The sequence below is a fragment of the Salibacterium halotolerans genome, assembly GCF_900115625.1.
In the GTDB taxonomy this organism is placed as follows: domain Bacteria; phylum Bacillota; class Bacilli; order Bacillales; family Marinococcaceae; genus Salibacterium; species Salibacterium halotolerans.
Genome location: NZ_FOXD01000007.1, coordinates 122,885 through 140,704 on the forward strand (window position 1 = coordinate 122,885; position 17,820 = coordinate 140,704).

Consider the following 17,820-nt stretch of genomic DNA (forward strand, 5'->3'; position numbering starts at 1 on the left):
TCTTCTGTTGAAACAACAATTGTGACTCTTACTGCGTTTCTACGGGACACAATCACAGCCAATCTGCAAAATGGTGACGTTTAGCTGTGCTGCCACCAGCCTGTACATGACTAACCGCAGCGCACGTTACAGAATCTGCAGTCTCACGGCTTCTCCGTACGCCGGCATGGAGGTATTAATGGCCCGGAACCATACTTTCACCTGCATCCCCGGTTCCAGAGCTTCCGCGTTTTGCACATCATATCTATCAAACCATATCCCGTCCCCATATTTTTCAAGGAGTTTCTTAGTGGATTCATCTTTTGTTTCTTCCGGTTCTGCTCCCTGGACCATCAGCACACTATCCTCTTCCATCGACACGATCGTACCTTTACGGGTGAAGTTCTGACTGGAAGGTTCGGAGTCAGAGTCTGCTGACATAAATTCTGAAAAGAACAACCATCCGGAGAATAGCAGTCCCAGTACCACAACCAGTGACACAAGCAGTACTTTTTTCAATGCGGCCGCCTCCTTTTTTCCTCCTATTCTATCACATCCACCAAATGTAAAAAGCGCACGCCCCATGTTTGGACGTGCGCTCTTCTTCGCTCCTCTTTCTACTGTGAAAACAATTATTGTAACATTTAGCCGTGCCGTGCTGTTTGCATCAATCTTTCATCCGTCAGCAGAAGGAGTCTTTGGATTTTGGCACGGACAGTCCGAACAACGGCCGGATGAACAGGGCGACAAAAGTTCCGGCCATGGCGAGAATGCCCCATAGATAGCCGTGCAGGCTGAAGGACGCGATGCCGGTGAAATAAGCGCCGATGTTGCACCCGAAGGCCAGACGGGCGCCGTAGCCCATCAGCAGACCGCCGATGACAGCGGCAGATACGTTTTTCACATTGACACTGGTGAAACGGAACAGTCCGCCTGCTGCTGACGCGATGAAGGCGCCGAGAATAACACCGAAGTTCAAAACGCTGGTGCCGTGGGCGAAAACACTGGACTGCAGCGTTTCGGCGCTGCCCTGCCAGTATCCCCAGTTGGCCACGTCGACTCCCATCGTTTGGAGGACTTGGGAACCCCAAAGTGTGAATCCTGACGTGACTCCCCAGCCGCTGCCGCGGGTCAGAAGTGTCAGCGCGTTAAGGACAGCAAGTACGACAGCTGCGGTAATGAGCGGCCATGAACCGCGGAGAGCTCTTTTCCAACCTGACGCTGTTGGAACGGCAGCCATCCGTGGCGGCTGTGTCTTTTTCTCCCGGCGGAGAGTCCACCAGATAACGAATCCGAAAAAGAGAACCGAAACGACCCAGGCCCCGAAATAACCGAGTCCGGTTGATGTTGCGAGTGATACCGACCCGAATGACGGCATCTCTTCCGACCAGAACGGCAGGTGATAAGCGCCGAGCGTTGCGCCGATAATGAAAAAGAACAACGTCACAAACATTACCGTGCGGCCGCCGCCTACTGCGTACAGTGTACCGGATGCACACCCGCCTCCAAGCTGCATGCCAAGACCAAATAAGAACGCGCCGACAACCAGACTGATTCCAATTGGCGCGATATTACCGGTGGCTGCTCCGCCGAAAAAGGTTGTACCTATTGCAAGAATCGGAGCGAACAGCGTAACGGCAACCGCGAGCATAACCATATGCGCCCGCAGCGCCTGCCCGTTGCCGACGGAGGCAAATCTCCGGAACGCCGATGTAAATCCGAATCTGGCATGAAATAACGTATAGCCAAGTAAAAGTCCGAGAATTAAAAGAATCGGCTGGGCTGGCTGCTGTGTCAGGGCCAGAAAGACCGTTAATACAGCAGCGACAATGAGTGCCCCGACAACAAGTGGTGTCTGGGCTTGATTCAGCGAAGGCTCTTTGGCGCCTTCATGTTGATGACCGGTAACAGCTTCTGCTTGAACCGCCATATTATCCACCTCTTTCTTATAATACCTATATTATTAGTAGGGATTTAGAACAATCATATTATATACCGCCTTAAACCATATTGTAAAGTTATATGCCCAGTTTTCTCATTTACCGGAATACCGGGGATCTATCGTTTTTTTGTTATCATAGAAGAGGCTGTATCAAAAATCTGTGAATAAAAAAATGCCTCGTCGACATATTGAGTATGCGCTGCAGACGGACACTTTTCCTCCAGAATACAAGGGCGGCATCGACTCGCAGATGTTCACTGTGTCTTCTTCCCTCTGGAGATGTATCTGTTTTTTTGCAGAAAAAGGGCCGGCACATCTGGAATCGGGCTTTGGCTGTTCCGGACCGGAGTGGCTTCGTGGACACTGCATCGCCTGAAAAAACACCCAGTATCCACGGAGGTAGTGTTTGGGGACACTGAGACTTCCCCGCCGTCGGTTAGTGTCCTTTGATTTACGCCTGCATCCACTAATTCCTGATTCCAGCGGCGTAGTGGACACTAAGCGGTGATTCGTGGATACAACACCCTTATTTTTCGATAGTAGTGTCCACAGCTGGAGGATTTGCAACCGAAAGCGCGAAAGCGGCCCGCTGAAATACACGGCATGCACTTATCCTCCAGAGCACAAGCGCGGCATTCCTCTCCTGCCTATGGTTCAAAAAAAGGAGCTGTATCTGTTTGATACAACTCCTCTATTCATCAGTTGCGTATTAAGTGGTCAAAGGCGCCAAGGGCCGCAGAAGCTCCGGATCCCATAGACGTAATAATCTGCTTATACGGCATATCTGTGCAGTCTCCTGCCGCGAAGACGCCGGGTACATCGGTGGCACCTGTTTTATCCGCGACGATTTCACCGAATTTGTTTTTTTCGACGGTATCTTCAAGCCACGCGGTATTTGGATCAAGGCCGATCTGAACGAAAACACCGGCGAGTTCGATGCTGCGCTCTTCATCAGATTCGCGGTCCACATAACTCAGACCCTGCACCTTACTGTCTCCGTAAATTTCAGACGTGCGTGCATTGGTGATGACCGTCACGTTGGAGAGACTGTGCACCCGCTCCTGCAGCACGCTGTCTGCGTTCAATTCGGGAAGGAATTCCAGGATCGTGACGTGCTTGACGATACCGGCCAAATCGATCGCAGCTTCAATACCGGAGTTTCCTCCACCGATGACAGCAACGTCTTTTCCTTCAAACATAGGGCCGTCGCAGTGCGGGCAGTAGGCAACGCCTTTATTTGTAAATTCCGCTTCGCCTGGTATACCAATCGTTTTCCAGCTCGCCCCCGTAGAAAGAACGATAGTCTTACTCTGCAGCGTAGCGCCGTTTTCAAGTTCCAGCTCGAAGTCGTCTTTTTTCTCAAGTGACTTGGCGAACATGGAGTCCATGATATCGACATCATAGTCGCGGACGTGTTCCTCAAGGCTCGCTGTCAGCTGCGGTCCTTCCGTGTACTTGGTCGTGACAAAGTTTTCAATGCCCTTCGTATCCGCCACCTGGCCGCCGAAACGATCGGCTATGATGCCGGTACGGATGCCTTTTCTTGCAGCATAAATGGCGGCACTGGCACCTGCGGGACCGCCGCCGACAATAAGCATGTCAAAAGGATCTTTATCGTTGAGGGCGTCCACATCCACAGCGGTATTCCCGAGCTTTTCGAGGATGCTTTTCAGCGTCTGGCGTCCGTCCACAAAGGAGTCACCATTTAAGTAGACAGATGGAACAGCCATAACATCTTTATTCTCTGCTTCATCTTTAAAGGCCGACCCTTCAATCATCGTATGGGTGATATCCGGGTGAATGACACTCATAAGGTTCAGCGCCTGCACCACATCCGGGCAGTTGTGGCAGGACAGACTGACAAAGGTCTCAAAGTGAAGCGGACCCTGAAGCTGTCTGATTTGTTCAAGCACCTGCTCTTCTTCTTTCGGAGCGCGGCCGCTCACCTGCAGCAGAGCGAGAATCAGGGACGTAAATTCGTGGCCGAGCGGTACGCCGGAGAATACAACACCTGTATCTTCGCCGGGGCGGTTTACGCTGAAACTCGGCACTCTCGGGAATTCTCCCTGTTTCATCGTGATTTTATCAGACATACCCGTGATTTCCTGCACGAGTTCATCTACTTCTTTTGAGACATCGTCTGACCCGAACTGTACTTTCAGAACAATATCGTTTTCGAGCAGTTTCAAATACTCTTTAAGCTGTGACTTAATCTCCTGATCGAGCATAGAGGGACCCTCTCTTTCGTTTTATCTCTACAGTAAGGAAGTTCGACGCCGTCAAACGTCGAACCCCTCCAAAAAACTGTCATGTTTTTATTTTGCTGCGTCTAACGGTGCTTCTCTTAAATTTTACCTACCAGGTCAAGGCTCGGCTTCAGTGTTTCACCGGTTTCGTCCCATTTAGCCGGGCATACTTCGTCCGGATTTTCACGTACATACTGCGCTGCCTTGATTTTGCTTATGATGGTGCTTGCGTCACGGCCGATGCCGTCTGCGTTGATTTCCACCGTCTGGATCACGCCGTCCGGATCAATGATGAACGTACCGCGGTCAGCCAGACCTTCGTCTTCGCGCAGCACATCAAAGTTGCGGGAAAGCTGCTGGGACGGATCGCCGATCATGGTATACTCGATTTTATTGATGGAGTCCGATGCTTCGTGCCATGCCTTGTGTACAAAGTGTGTATCTGTGGAAACGGAATACACTTCTGTACCAAGTTTTTTAAGTTCCGCATACTGTTCCTGCATATCTTCCAGTTCCGTCGGGCAGACGAAAGAAAAGTCTGCAGGATAGAAAACGACGACGCTCCACTGACCTTTGAAATTATCCTGGGTTACGTCAATGAAATCGCCTTGATGGAAAGCTTTCGCTTCAAATGATTCTACTTCTTTTCCAATTAATGACATGATGCATGTCCTCCTTGTTAAAAATACTGATGTATACTCATTATTATATTGTCTTGATAAAGACATGCAATAATGATGTAATGTTTTTTTCCTAATAAAAATTATCAATAATTATTGTCGATTTGTCAACATATCCACGGTGCAGATTCTCTTTTCTGCCCTGAATTGTTAATAATCAATGAACGAATGAAAAGAAAACGCTTTACTGCTTTCATTCTTAATCACAAATACTAATTGAGAATGGCATACCATTACGTGACGGCCACATACGTGGTACCCAGTTCTACTTTGAAATAAACCGATTTTCTGTTTCCCAGAATCTGTACGGATAATCCTTAGCCTCTCCTGTATTCTCAATTCCTATCCGCGGACCGCTTGAAATCTCCTCCGGCCTTTTTCCTTTCATAATATACAGCGTTTCTCCGGAGAAATGACGGCCGTAATCTTCCATTGTAATGCCGAGCGCTTTCGTTAATTTACCCGGGCCGTTTGTTAATTCTATGTCTTTTGGCCGTTTTCTCCGTGAACGCATGAGATCAATACCCTCCACGGGTTCAAGCGCCCGGATAAGCACCGCCTGCGGTACTCCCGCAGGTGCGCTGACAACATTCACAAGGCAATGGGTATGCATCTCAAATACATATACATGCCCGGGGGCGTGGAACATAATTTCTGTACGCTTTGTTCGTTTGTTTTCAAAACTGTGCGCCGCCCGGTCTTCTTCTCCCAAATAGGCTTCCGTCTCTACAATTTTCCCTGCCGCTTTTCCATCTTTCGTTTCTTTGACGAGCAGGCAGCCAAGCAGATTTTGGGCCACCTGCAACGTTGATCCATAAAAAATTTTTTCGACATCACGACATTCCATTATCACGCTTCACCTCGTACATGTTGGTATTTAACAAGATTTCCGGCACAATATATGCGGTTTAAGCGCCCTTGACAGGAAAGGAGCACAAGCGATATAGTTTGTCTACAAACATTGAGATATGACGGTAATAGACACCCATTATTTTATCATTTTTCAGTGAAAGAAAGAACGGTTGTCTATGATTGGACGCCTACAGGTCTGCAGGGGGACAGACAGGTGTCGGACACTACATATCCGGCCGGGTATTTTTACTTACGTTTCTCCCGTCCGTCGTATGGTAAAAATACCTGTTTTTTAAGGCTCTTATCTTTATTATGAACATTTTCATTTATCAAGGAGGCAGCGTTATGGGAATTACCTGGACCAGCAGCACCCCCGGATATCCGAGGCTCGGGGAAAATCGTGAATGGAAACGGACACTGGAAAGTTTTTGGTCGGAAAAAATCGGCAGAGAGGAATTTCTGCAGACGATGAAAGACCTGCGACTCGAGTACCTGCAGAAACAAAAGGACAAAGGCATTGACCTGGTTCCTGTCGGCGATTTTTCCTATTATGACCACATTCTGGACACAGCTGTCATGTTCGGTTTGATTCCTGAGCGGTTTCAGGGCAGCACAGATACACTTCAGACGTATTTTAACATGGCGCGCGGTACAGACGAAGCGCCGGCGTGTGAAATGACAAAATGGTTCAACACCAATTATCATTATATCGTACCGGAACTCGGTAATATTATCCCTTCCCTTCACGAAAACAAACCGCTTCAGGACTACAAAGAAGCCAAACAGGAACTGGGGCTGGAGACAAAGCCGGTTCTTATCGGACCATTCACGCTTTTGAAGTTGTCCAAAGGCTATGACGCTGCGGACTTCAACGCAAAACTCGAACAGCTTCTTCCGCTGTACACAACCGTGCTGCAGCAGCTTCAGGAAGCCGGTGCCTCCTGGGTACAGATCGATGAACCATCACTCGTTCCGACAATAAGCGAAGAGGAAGTCCGCTCTGTACAGCACATCTACGAGACGTTCGCCGCAGATGTGCCGGAGCTTTCCATTCTGCTTCAGACTTATTTTGAAGGTGTTCATTTTTACGAAAAGATAACGAGCCTGCCGGTTGCCGGTATCGGGCTGGATTTTGTTCATGGATACGAAAAAAACATGGCCGCTCTGAAACAATTCGGATTCCCGGAAGACAAGACACTTGCCGCGGGCGTGATCGACGGACGCAACATCTGGCGCGCCGATCTGAAAGCAAAAGAAGAACTGCTGAAAGAGATCGATGCGCATGCCCCTGAATCGGATAAAATGGTGCAGCCGTCCTGCAGCCTGCTTCACGTACCAGTCACAAAAACACTGGAAACAAAGCTCGATTCCGTCCTGTACGGCGCCCTTTCCTTCGCGGATGAGAAGCTGGAGGAAACAGCCGCCCTCACGAGTCTTTTGAATGGATACGGAGTCGAAGAAGTGGTGGGAAATAATCAAGAAGCGCTGAAAACATTCGCAAAGACGTACCGCCAGCAGTCCGCCGACTTGACGAAAGAACGCGGATCGCTGCCGTCCAAGCGTGAGCTTCCTTTTGCCGAGCGCAAAAAGTACCAGGATGAGAAATGGGATCTCCCGCTTCTCCCAACGACAACAATCGGCAGCTTCCCGCAGACAAAAGAAGTCCGTGTGGCGCGCCAGCAGTTCCGCAGAGGGGAAAAAAGCCCGGAAGCCTATAACGAATTCATCCGCGGCAAAATCAAGGAGTGGATTGATCTTCAGGAAGATATCGGCCTTGATGTACTCGTACACGGAGAATTTGAACGCAATGATATGGTGGAATTTTTCGGGGAAAAACTGAATGGCTTCGCGTTCACAAGCTACGGCTGGGTGCAGTCCTACGGTTCCCGCTGCGTCAAACCGCCGATTATTTACGACGATGTGACGTTTGATAAGCCGATGACGGTGGAGGAATCCCGTTACGCACAATCGTTGACTGATAAACCGGTAAAAGGTATGCTGACTGGTCCGGTGACAATTCTCAACTGGTCGTTTGAGCGGGATGATATCCCAAGAAAAGAAACGTCCTACCAGATTGCCGTCGCGCTCAGCCGGGAAGTACAGGCACTGGAGGAAGCAGGCATCGACATGATCCAGGTCGATGAACCGGCGGTACGGGAAGGTCTGCCGCTCAAGCGGGAGGAATGGGATGAATATCTGGACTGGTCGGTGACCGCATTCCGGCTGGCCACGTCCAATATTAAACCGTCCACCCAGATTCACACGCATATGTGCTACAGCGAATTTCAGGACATGATCGAATCGATCCGGGATCTGGACGCCGATGTCATTTCCATCGAAACGTCCCGCAGCCACGGAGAGCTGATCGAATCCTTTGAAACCGCCGTTTATGAAAAAGGAATCGGACTCGGTGTGTATGATATTCACAGCCCCCGCGTTCCTTCTGTTAACGAAATGAAAGAAATGATTGACCGTGCTCTCCGCGTGCTTCCGGCGGATCTGTTCTGGATCAACCCGGACTGCGGCCTGAAAACAAGAAATACACCGGAAACGGTCGATTCTCTGAAAAACATGGTCCAGGCGGCACAAGAAAGCAGAAAAGCACGCGAAATGTCTACCAAGTAAAACAAAAGGGGCCGGCTTTATGGCCCCTTATTGATGGAGGAATCAAAGTGACAGTAATCACAAAAGATAACGGCAACCGGGAACTTCCTTTCGACAGGGAGCGCCTGAGCCGTTTCATCGACGACGTAACAGCCGGCTTCTCAACTCTGTCCGTGCTCGATTTCAAAAATGACGTCATCACCAACATTGAATTCAAAGACACATATGCGTCCGAACAGATCACCCATCTGCTGGCACTGAATGCCTCCGAACGGATTGACCGCACGGAACCGGACTGGACGTATGTCGCTGCCGGCATCTACCTGCGCCGGCTGTATAAAGAAGCATCAAAAAATCGGGCGTATGACACAGACGAAAAATACGGTTCCCTTTACGGGCTGCTGAAAGTGCTCGGATCAAAAGGTGTTTATGACCAGACCCTGCTGCGTGATTATTCCAAAGAAGAAATCATGGAACTCGAAAAAGCCATCGACCCGGAGCGGGATAACCTGTTTACATACGTCGGGATTCTGACGCTTGCCCACAAGTACCTGGCTACCGACAAAAACAGCCATGTGTTTGAGCTTCCGCAGGAACGTTTCATGATTATCGCCATGAAACTGATGATCAACGAACCGGTATCCAAGCGTCTCGAGCTCGTCAAAGAAGCGTACTGGGCGCTGTCGAACCTTTACATGACGGTTGCTACGCCGACGCTCACCAACGCCGGCAAAAACACCGGCCAGCTCAGTTCCTGCTTTATCGATACCGTCGATGACAGCCTGCGAAACATTTTCGATTCCAACACGGATGTTGCCAACCTGTCGAAAAACGGCGGCGGGGTTGGCATCTATTTCGGCAAGCTCCGCAGCCGCGGCTCGGACATTAAAGGCTACACAGGTGTTGCCGGCGGTATCATGGGCTGGATGAAACAGCTGAACAACACCGCCGTGTCGGTCGATCAGCTCGGGCAGCGTCAAGGCGCATTCGCCGTCTACCTCGACGTATGGCATAAAGATATCTTCGAGTTTCTTGACGCAAAACTAAACACCGGTGACGAGCGCCTGCGCACCCATGATATTTTCACTGGTGCCTGCATCCCGGACCTTTTCATGGAAAAAGTGGAGAACCGCGAAGACTGGTTCCTGTTTGACCCTCACGAAGTACAGACCGTGATGGGCTGGTCGCTTGAGGACTTCTATGATGAGAAAGAAGGAGCCGGTTCGTTCCGCGAAAAATATCAGGAGTGTATCGATCATCCGGACCTGAGCCGCGAACGTGTGCCGGCAATCGATATCATGAAGCGTATTATGAAGTCGCAGCTCGAAACCGGCACGCCGTACATGTTCTACCGTGATACAGTGAACCGGGACAACCCGAACAAGCATGCCGGCCTCGTATACAGCTCCAACCTCTGCACAGAAATCATGCAGAACATGAGCCCGACGACGGTAAAAGAAGAATACTTGACCGAAGAAGGAACCATTATTACGGAGAAATCCCCTGGAGACATGGTTGTCTGCAACCTCTCCTCGATTTCCCTTGCCAAATCGGTGCGTGAAGATGTGCTCGAACGTCTCGTGCCGATTCAGGTCCGCATGCTGGATAACGTCATTGACCTGAATACCATTGACGTATTGCAGGCACGCTGGACAAACGAACGGTACCGCGCTGTCGGTCTCGGCACATTCGGCTGGCATCACCTGCTTGCCCTGGAGGGAATAAGCTGGGAGACAGACGAAGCCGTCGAACTTGCCGACCGTTTGTACGAAAAAATCAATTACCTGACACTGAAAGCATCCCGCGACCTTGCGATTGAAAAAGGGGCCTATCCTCTTTTTGAAGGAAGCGAATGGCAGTCCGGGCAGCACCTTGAACGTACGTACCAAACAGAAAGCGGCTGGACCGACGACGCGTGGCGCGAACTTTCCGAATCCATTCAGGAAAACGGACTCCGCAACGGCTATTTGATTGCGGTGGCACCAAACGCCACAACGTCCCTGATTGCCGGCTCCACCGCGAGCATTGATCCGGTCTTCCGGCAGGAACACGTGGAAGAGAAAAAAGGCTTCCGCTCCCCTGTCACAGCGCCGGACATCAGTTCCAAAACGATCTGGTACTATAAATCAGCGTTCAACCTCGATCAGTCATGGAGCATTAAGCAGAACGCCGCCCGGCAGAAGCATATTGATCAGGCTGTCAGCTTTAATCTCTACATCCCACGCAGTATCAAGGCCAAAGACCTGCTCGGCCTGCATATGCAGGCGTGGAACTCCGGTCTGAAAACGACGTACTATACGAGATCAACCTCGTCCGTTGTGGAAGACTGCGAAAGCTGCGAAAGCTGACACAACGCCGGAAAGGAGCATAAGACATGTCGACTATTCATAAACGCGAACTCTATGATACCCAGGCACCGAACAAATCCACCGGTATCATTAATGGACGCAGTTCCAACATCCTGAACTGGGACGACACCGCCCGTAAATGGGCCTACCCGATGTACAAGAACATGCTGCGAAACTTCTGGATTCCGGATGAAGTTCCACTTGTTAACGATAAAAACCAGTACGAAACACTGACCGAAGACGAACGCGAAGCCTTTAACAAAATCATCGGCCTGCTTGCTTTTCTGGACAGCGTACAGACCGACTTTTCCTCGAAGGTGGCCGACTACCTGACGGACTCCAGTCTGTCCGCGCTCATGTCGGTGCTTGCATTCCAGGAGGTCGTTCATAACGAATCCTACACCTACGTGCTCTCGAGTGTGACCGACAGTAAAACACAGGAAGAGATTTTTGAGTACTGGAAGACCGATGAAGTGCTGCTCGAGCGTAACAAGTTTATCGCCGACGGCTACACCGAATTTACGGAAAATCCGACAAAAGAGAACTTCATCCGCGCCATCGTGTACGACGTGGTTCTCGAGGGACTGTTTTTCTACTCCGGGTTTGCGTTTTTCTACAACCTCGCCCGCAACGAAAAAATGCTCGGCACCGCCAAGATGATTAACTTCATCAACCGTGATGAGCAGCTGCACGTCCGGCTGTTCTGCAACATCCTCAAAGAAACGCTTGAGGAGAACCCGGAACTCAACACCGATGAATTCGCCCAGTTCGTGCATGACACGTTCCTGCGTGCAGCCGAACTCGAGATTAAATGGGGCAATTACATCATCGGCAACAAAATTGAAGGCATCAACTCCAACGAGCTGGAAAGCTATATTAAGTTTATGGCTAATAAGCGTATCAAAGAGCTCGGTTTCGAGCATGTCTTCGAAGGTCACAAGAAAAATCCAATGCGCTGGATTTCCGTGTACAACGACAACACGACCGGCAAGGCCGACTTCTTTGAAACGACTGTCACCGACTACAACCTTGTCGATTCCGACAACGACTTTGATTCCCTGTAATAGAGGCAGTGCTTCTGCCTTCCTGCGAAAGAGGCCCGGTGGGTACCGGCCTCTTTCTTTTTTGGTAACATAAAAAGGATGGAGATACTTATGAACGAACAACGAAACCCTTGGAAAACACCGCAGAACGTGATGCTGATTCTCGGCATTGTTTTTATAGCCTTTAACCTGCGTCCGGCGATTACATCCGTCGGACCGCTTATCGGCATCATCCGCGGGGACACCGGCATTTCAAACGGAGCCGCCGGTCTGTTGAACACCCTGCCGCTGCTGGCATTTGCCGCTCTTTCCCCCCTTGCTCCGGCAGCCGGACAGCGGTTTGGAAAAGAAAAGATCGTCTACGCCGGACTCCTGCTTCTCACCGCTGGTATCGTGCTGCGCGCAGCCGGCGTGCTCCCCGCCGTTTACGCGGGAACCGCCATGGCCGGCGGCGGTATTGCGATCGGGAATGTGCTGCTTCCAGGCGTCGTCAAAGAACGTTTCCCGCAGCACGTCGGAACGATGACGGGGGTCTACACCACATCCATGGTGCTTTTTGCAAGTGCTGCTTCCGGGTTGAGCCTTCCTCTTACGAACGGACTCGACCTGCCCTGGAATATCTCGCTCGGAGCCTGGGCACTTCTTTGTGTACCCGCCCTGCTGCTTTGGCTCCCGCAGCTCAAAGTGAAACAGGACCAGAGCAGCCGGGCTGCCCAACAAGAAAAGGAAACGCCCGTATGGCGCTCACCGCTCGCCTGGCAGGTCACCTTTTTTATGGGGCTGCAATCATTTTTATTTTACTGCCTGATCACGTGGCTTCCCGAAATCCTGCAGGCGCGGGGCATGGATGCCGCTGCCGCCGGATGGCTGCTTTCTCTCATGCAGTTCGTCAGCCTGCCGTTGTCGTTTTTTATTCCGGTGCTCGCCGCACGGCTTCCCCACCAGAAAGGGATTGTGGCCGGGATCAGCATTCTTTACACCGCCGGCCTGGCCGGGCTTTTCATTCACGGCTCTGTTCCAGTGCTTGTCCTTTGTGTAATCTTGTTCGGGCTGGCGCAGGGAGGAGCACTCAGTCTCTCCTTAACCCTGCTCGGATTGCGGGCGCAGACAGCTTCGCAGGCTTCCCGTCTTTCAGGCATGGCTCAGTCGCTTGGCTATCTTCTCGCTGCCGTTGGTCCATTCTCGGCTGGTGTGCTGTTTGATATGTACCAGAGCTGGACGTCCGTTATCGTCATTTTTATCGTCGTCACAGCTGCCATGTTCTGGACCGGAACGAAAGCGGGGGAAGATCGTTATATCTTGTCCTCCTGATGAACGCCCCTTTTGAATGGCTTCATTAGAAGGGCAAGCCGTTCCAGTTTATTCAGTCCGAAACAATACTCCCCTGTCATATCGAAAGCAAAGGGGATCCGCGGTGTTTTCACCCAGTGCAGCACCGACGCGGACGTGAACCAATCCTGCCGCCGGACACGGCGCGGCTCCCTGTCCGGCCAGACCATACCGAGTTCCGGACTGTATAAGAGCGGTGCGTCCTTTCTGATTTTACCTGCAATCAACCGCTCGTTCAGACGATTCGTGCGCCCCCGCGTGGTGAACAGACCGGGCCAGTAATCCCGGCGCGATCCGGAATGAGGCACCTCTTTCATCCATGCTTTTGACCCGTCATATACCTCTTTTACCCCGAAAAGAACTGCATACATCTGTCTGCCGGCTTTGATCCGCTCGGACAACGAGGCAAAATGTTCGAGCGTCAGCCCGGCGAGACGGATGCTTTTTTCCTCCCGGTACGGAAACACAACCTGCGTCATCTGCAAGAGCTCCTGCGTGATAAACGGAAACGTCCTCAGGACCCGTTTTTGAAACCACTCATGCTCCATCACCCGTTTTTCGATGTAATGCTGCTCATTGATAATGAGCGCTATCGTAAGCGGTACCGGATCGCGGTGCATCCAGAAATGATCCCAAAACGGCTGCATGAACCGTGAGACATAAAAAGCCGGAAGCAGGTGGAACAGATTCCGTCCTCGGCGTCTGCTTTCTTCATACAACAGAAGCTGCGGATAGGCATCCTGAAAAATGAGAACATTTGCCGTTTCATAGAAATCAAACAGATGACGGCGTGTTTCTTCTGCCAGCAGCCGCGGCAGCCACTCTCCTTTCAAGTCGGTCATACACCAGCCGCTGTTACGCGAAACCATGTGTGCGAGCATCGCCCAGTGCAGCTCTTCGTATTGAAGATACATGCGGCGGTAGCATTCAGTGCGGGTCACATTATTACGCGCCCCCTCCCTCGTCTGCTGTTTTACTCGTGCGATAATGTCTCTTTCTTCTCCGGAGTACTCCCCGCGTGTCCGGATACCACGTTCCAGCCCGCGGTGGATGTCCCCGCGTACGTCCGGTTCCAGCCGAAACATTTCCCCGCGGCGTGACGCCCTTATGTTACGAATCAGGCTCTTCGACTTGGATTCGATCGGATAAATCAAACGCCCTCCTATACTCACCTGCGTCCCCACCTTTTTTAATAACTTTCCACAGGCAATGCAGCGGCATAAAAGACTGCTCCGCTGCAGACACTGATGGATGGAGGTGGTGATGGTGTTGTCGCTGCGGAGTCTGTTTCATAACATCCGGTCGAATTTTCTCTATGTTCCGTCCCTTTACGGGATAGGTGCCTGCGTGCTGGCCGTGCTCAGTGTGTACCTTGACTCCCGGTTTCTGCCGCAGGCTGCGTCCGGCTGGATTCCGGGTGCGCTGTTTATACCCCTGGATTTATCACGGACGATTTTAGGCGCGATATCAGCGGCCCTGCTTACGATGACGACCATCACGTTTTCTACGATTCTTGTCGTTTTAACAACATATCTTTCCGAGTTTTCGCCTCGGACGCTCCAGAATTTCATCAGTGACGCGAAAACACAGCGGGTGCTCGCCTTTTTTACAGCCGGAATCATCTACTCGCTCTTGCTTCTGTTGTTTCTGCGCGGCAAAGAAGAGGATGTCTTTCTCTCTCCGTCCCTGGCTGTATTTTTTGCGATTATCTGCGTGTTTATGTTTGTTTTTTTCATCCATCACGTATCCAGCTGGATTCAGGTGAGCAGCCTCCTGCACTACATCACCAAAGATACGATGGAAAAAATAGAGAAAGAACTGCCGGATGAGCAGTCACACATTCCGGCTGCGCCGTGGGAAGACTGGGAAAGTGAGGATATTAAAACGGTGGAGCCAAAAGCGGTCCGTGCCGCGGAAGCGGGTTATATTCAGCATATCGATACGCCGGGGCTCGTGCGGCGGGCAGCCCGTGACGACTGTATCGTGCGGATTAATGCAAAGGTAAGTGATTATATCGAGCAGGGGGCGCCGTTTCTGTCGGTGTGGGAACATAACAAACAGATCCATCCCGCGCATTACCGGCCCTTTCTCACCCTTGGTGCGGAAAAATCATCGAGTGACACGATCGAGCTTGCTTTGGTAAAAATCGTGGAAATTGCCCTCCGCGCTCTTTCTCCCGGCATCAATGACCCGAACACCGCCGTTGCCTGCATCCGAAATCTAGGCAAAATCCTTGCCCGTCTCGGCCGCAAACAGCTGCCCCGCACATTTCATTACGATACGTCGGGAGACCTGCGCCTGATGATGAAGCAGCCCTCCTTTTCGGATTACCTGTACACGTCATTTCATCAGATTCGGCAGTACGGGTTTCAGGATTTGGCGGTGCTGTCAGCTGCGCTGGATGCCTTTATTCTGATTGCCGATGCCAACTCCGATGACGTGAAACGCATCATTTGGGAATTCACCGAGTACGTGATGGAAGGGGTGCAGCGCGAAGATCTGCTGACGCTGGACCGGAAACACCTGAACCACAAACTACGGACGCTCGCCTCCATCTGCGGGCACCGTCACCAGTTCCAGCCGCTGTAATCCGGCCGTCATTTCATGATCCAAACGCACCTGAGTACCTGTACGAACCATCTATATACAAAAAAACCCTGCCTCTGCAAGGTCTTTTTGTTTCTATGATATCCAGGATGTTTTTACCGTACTTCGACTTCGACGGTGCCGAGGGTGGTAGTGTTTCCGTTGTGTTTCACATTCAGGTACACCATGGCAGCACCCTTGGATGCCGCGTGCAGGGTGATGTCATGGGCGGAAAGCGGACCTTCCGGCTGCAACGTTTTGGTCAACGCCTCTTCGTTTTCATCGAGACGCACGACGTCCGGATTGCTGACACGAAGAACAAGGTCGCCGGACGTTTCATTGATATAGGATGTATCGTCTATGCTGAACATCTCCTCCACCGGCATCGAAAGCGTGCTGCTTTTCTCGTCAAATCCCTTCCTACCTTCTATCGTATTTAATCCAATATTTAAATCTTCGGTCTGGTCGGAAGTAATCTCCTGACTATCTGTATAATAAGTGCGGATGAGGTCATTCAGGGAAAACGAGTTCATGGACGTATCGGTGCCCGCTGCCGCTGCACTTCCACCAGCAGAAGAAGCTGCCACAATAACGGCTGTTCCAATCAACGTTCGTTTTACGATACGGGAAATTTTTTGTTTTAACATGATTCGTTCCTCCTTAAAAATCTTTCGTCTCTGTCGTTCTATTACTTGCGTTCCTTTTTTGTTACATCCTTAAACGTAAAATTAAAATAATATTACATTTTGAATACAAAAAGATTACAAAAGAAATGGAATAATAGAAACAGAAAGGAGAAAACTACATCAAAAAAGGGGGAAAGGGTGTGGAGACGATCACTGAACTTTTAACCGTGGCCGGGCGCATCATTACGATCCTTCCTCTGCTTCTCTTGATGGCTTTGTTCATGGGAAAACGCGCCATCGGGGAGCTTCCCGTGTTTGACTTTCTGATTGTCCTGACGCTTGGTTCCGTCGTCGGCGCCGATATTGCCGACCCAAATATCCAGCACATACACACAGCCGCCGCCGTCGTTCTCATTGCGCTGCTGCAACGGGGTGTGGCGCTTTTGAAAATGAAAAACAGAACGATTGGAAAATACATCACCTTCAAGCCGACCGTCGTCATTCAAAATGGGACGTTTATCCGAAGCAACCTGAAAAAAATACGCTATTCCGTCGATAATGTGCTCGAGGCCCTCCGCGAAAAGGATATTTTCAACGCAGCAGACGTAGAAACCGCGGTCGTTGAAGCCAACGGCAGCCTGAGTGTGTTGAAAAAGCCGGCCAAATCCACGGTCACCATCGAAGATACGCCGTATGTGAAGCAGTCTTCGGCGATTGCTTTTCCGGTCATAATAGAAGGCGTCATTCAAGAGCCGGTGCTCCGCCGTCAGAACGTGGATGAATCGTGGCTGCTGCAGGAACTCGAAACCCGCGGCGTTACAGATATCAACGATGTGTTCTTTGCTTCGTTGAACCCGGAAAACCAGCTTCACGTATCCCTGCACTATGCTGATACCCTCTCCTTACCGCCTGTTCTGCATTAAAAAACCACCTGAGGCGCTGCAGGTGGTTTTTGGTGTTATTTTTCAATGAACATCTGAGTCCAGTAGTGTCCATTCTCTTCATAGCCGATGCCGATGTGGGTGAGTTCCTCATTCAGGATGTTTTTGCGGTGGTCTTCACTGTTCATCCAGCCCTCGACCGCCTGTTCCGGAGTCGTCTGACCGGCAGCGATATTTTCGGCTGCCGCCTGAAAATCGGCCCCGTATTCTTTCAGCATCTGTAACGGAGATCCGTAGGTCGGTGACTCATGGGCAAAATAATCATTGGCTGCCATGTCTTCGGATTTCGCCTGCGCCGCCTCCGCTACCGTTTCATTTTCCTGGAGCGGCTCGAGCCCTCTTTTCGTACGTTCTTCATTGGTAAGAGCGACGATTTCTGCTTTCACATTTCCGCTGCGCGGCTGTCCCTGCTGCGCGTTCTGTTTTTCCTGTTCTTCCACCTCTCTATTGTTTTGCTCTCTTTGAATTTCCGACTCTTCTTCTGCTTCTGGAACCATATCAAACGGCAAGGCGCCTTCTTCCTGTTCTTCATCAACAATCTGTAAAGGTTTATTGTCTCCTGCACTCTGATCGTCCTGCTGCTGGCACCCCGCTGCCAAAAGCAGCAGGCATGCTGTGCTTGTACCTAAAATACCTTTCATGAA

The 17,820-nt window shown here is 50.9% G+C and carries 14 protein-coding genes; 6 read left to right on the forward strand and 8 right to left on the reverse strand.

Annotation, left to right across the window (positions count from 1 at the left end; all coding sequences use genetic code 11):
• Window positions 1-126: 126 nt before the first annotated feature.
• The 5 genes from BM124_RS07940 to BM124_RS07960 all read right to left on the reverse strand — a co-directional run bounded on the left by BM124_RS07940 (window position 127) and on the right by BM124_RS07960 (window position 5,694).
• Entirely contained in the window at window positions 127-498 is a 372-nt protein-coding gene (locus BM124_RS07940; protein WP_170841038.1) for a DUF3221 domain-containing protein, read from the reverse strand.
• 163 nt (window positions 499-661) lie between these two features.
• Window positions 662-1,909 (reverse strand): YeeE/YedE family protein, encoded by a 1,248-nt coding sequence (locus BM124_RS07945; protein ID WP_093336601.1) that lies wholly within the window; start codon window positions 1,907-1,909, stop codon window positions 662-664.
• Window positions 1,910-2,619: 710 nt separating this feature from the next.
• The gene (gene ahpF / locus BM124_RS07950) at window positions 2,620-4,149 is read right to left on the reverse strand and encodes an alkyl hydroperoxide reductase subunit F (RefSeq protein ID WP_093336602.1); all 1,530 of its coding nucleotides are present in this window, start codon (window positions 4,147-4,149) and stop codon (window positions 2,620-2,622) included.
• A 116-nt stretch (window positions 4,150-4,265) separates the two neighbouring features.
• Window positions 4,266-4,829, reverse strand: coding sequence for an alkyl hydroperoxide reductase subunit C (gene ahpC, locus BM124_RS07955; protein ID WP_093336604.1), 564 nt, complete (start codon window positions 4,827-4,829; stop codon window positions 4,266-4,268).
• Window positions 4,830-5,112: 283 nt separating this feature from the next.
• Complete coding sequence (locus BM124_RS07960; RefSeq protein WP_093336605.1) at window positions 5,113-5,694, reverse strand: DNA-3-methyladenine glycosylase; 582 nt, start codon at window positions 5,692-5,694, stop codon at window positions 5,113-5,115.
• A 350-nt stretch (window positions 5,695-6,044) separates the two neighbouring features.
• Here BM124_RS07960 and metE point away from each other — a divergent pair, with 350 nt between their 5' ends.
• The 4 genes from metE to BM124_RS07980 all read left to right on the forward strand — a co-directional run bounded on the left by metE (window position 6,045) and on the right by BM124_RS07980 (window position 13,005).
• The gene (metE, locus tag BM124_RS07965; RefSeq protein ID WP_093336607.1) at window positions 6,045-8,324 is read left to right on the forward strand and encodes a 5-methyltetrahydropteroyltriglutamate--homocysteine S-methyltransferase; all 2,280 of its coding nucleotides are present in this window, start codon (window positions 6,045-6,047) and stop codon (window positions 8,322-8,324) included.
• A gap of 47 nt (window positions 8,325-8,371) precedes the next feature.
• Window positions 8,372-10,651: a ribonucleoside-diphosphate reductase subunit alpha gene (locus BM124_RS07970; protein ID WP_093336609.1), complete on the forward strand. Its 2,280-nt coding sequence runs from the start codon at window positions 8,372-8,374 to the stop codon at window positions 10,649-10,651.
• A gap of 26 nt (window positions 10,652-10,677) precedes the next feature.
• Window positions 10,678-11,715 (forward strand): ribonucleotide-diphosphate reductase subunit beta, encoded by a 1,038-nt coding sequence (locus tag BM124_RS07975; RefSeq protein ID WP_093336610.1) that lies wholly within the window; start codon window positions 10,678-10,680, stop codon window positions 11,713-11,715.
• 90 nt (window positions 11,716-11,805) lie between these two features.
• Window positions 11,806-13,005: a CynX/NimT family MFS transporter gene (locus tag BM124_RS07980; RefSeq protein ID WP_244504275.1), complete on the forward strand. Its 1,200-nt coding sequence runs from the start codon at window positions 11,806-11,808 to the stop codon at window positions 13,003-13,005.
• Here the strand turns inward: BM124_RS07980 and BM124_RS07985 are convergent.
• Complete coding sequence (locus BM124_RS07985) at window positions 12,987-14,195, reverse strand: DUF2515 family protein (RefSeq protein ID WP_139217089.1); 1,209 nt, start codon at window positions 14,193-14,195, stop codon at window positions 12,987-12,989. The two genes, BM124_RS07980 and BM124_RS07985, sit on opposite strands and share 19 nt — an antisense overlap.
• Window positions 14,196-14,286: 91 nt before the next feature.
• Between BM124_RS07985 and BM124_RS07990 the strand changes: the two genes are divergently transcribed.
• Window positions 14,287-15,612: a DUF2254 domain-containing protein gene (locus tag BM124_RS07990; RefSeq protein WP_170841039.1), complete on the forward strand. Its 1,326-nt coding sequence runs from the start codon at window positions 14,287-14,289 to the stop codon at window positions 15,610-15,612.
• A 113-nt stretch (window positions 15,613-15,725) separates the two neighbouring features.
• On the opposite strand, the gene BM124_RS07995 is transcribed toward BM124_RS07990, so the two are convergent.
• Window positions 15,726-16,256 carry a hypothetical protein gene (locus tag BM124_RS07995; protein ID WP_093336616.1) on the reverse strand — a complete coding sequence of 177 codons (531 nt, stop codon included), beginning with the start codon at window positions 16,254-16,256 and terminating at the stop codon, window positions 15,726-15,728.
• A 179-nt stretch (window positions 16,257-16,435) separates the two neighbouring features.
• Between BM124_RS07995 and BM124_RS08000 the strand changes: the two genes are divergently transcribed.
• On the forward strand, window positions 16,436-17,158 hold the full coding sequence (locus BM124_RS08000) for a DUF421 domain-containing protein (protein WP_139217090.1): 723 nt from the start codon (window positions 16,436-16,438) through the stop codon (window positions 17,156-17,158).
• 35 nt (window positions 17,159-17,193) lie between these two features.
• Here the strand turns inward: BM124_RS08000 and BM124_RS08005 are convergent, their stop codons facing one another.
• Window positions 17,194-17,817: a CAP domain-containing protein gene (locus BM124_RS08005; RefSeq protein ID WP_093336618.1), complete on the reverse strand. Its 624-nt coding sequence runs from the start codon at window positions 17,815-17,817 to the stop codon at window positions 17,194-17,196.
• Between the last annotated feature and the right edge of the window lie 3 nt (window positions 17,818-17,820).

Excerpts from the sequence above, each read along its gene's own strand:
- BM124_RS07975 (WP_093336610.1), top strand. The coding sequence starts at position 10,678 with ATGTCGACTATTCATAAACGCGAACTCTATGATACCCAGGCACCGAAC.
- BM124_RS07995 (WP_093336616.1), bottom strand. The coding sequence starts at position 16,256 with ATGTTAAAACAAAAAATTTCCCGTATCGTAAAACGAACGTTGATTGGA.
- BM124_RS07980 (WP_244504275.1), top strand. The coding sequence starts at position 11,806 with ATGAACGAACAACGAAACCCTTGGAAAACACCGCAGAACGTGATGCTG.
- BM124_RS08005 (WP_093336618.1), bottom strand. The coding sequence starts at position 17,817 with ATGAAAGGTATTTTAGGTACAAGCACAGCATGCCTGCTGCTTTTGGCA.
- ahpC (WP_093336604.1), bottom strand. The coding sequence starts at position 4,829 with ATGTCATTAATTGGAAAAGAAGTAGAATCATTTGAAGCGAAAGCTTTC.
- BM124_RS07945 (WP_093336601.1), bottom strand. The coding sequence starts at position 1,909 with ATGGCGGTTCAAGCAGAAGCTGTTACCGGTCATCAACATGAAGGCGCC.
- metE (WP_093336607.1), top strand. The coding sequence starts at position 6,045 with ATGGGAATTACCTGGACCAGCAGCACCCCCGGATATCCGAGGCTCGGG.
- BM124_RS07990 (WP_170841039.1), top strand. The coding sequence starts at position 14,287 with ATGGTGTTGTCGCTGCGGAGTCTGTTTCATAACATCCGGTCGAATTTT.
- ahpF (WP_093336602.1), bottom strand. The coding sequence starts at position 4,149 with ATGCTCGATCAGGAGATTAAGTCACAGCTTAAAGAGTATTTGAAACTG.
- BM124_RS07960 (WP_093336605.1), bottom strand. The coding sequence starts at position 5,694 with ATGGAATGTCGTGATGTCGAAAAAATTTTTTATGGATCAACGTTGCAG.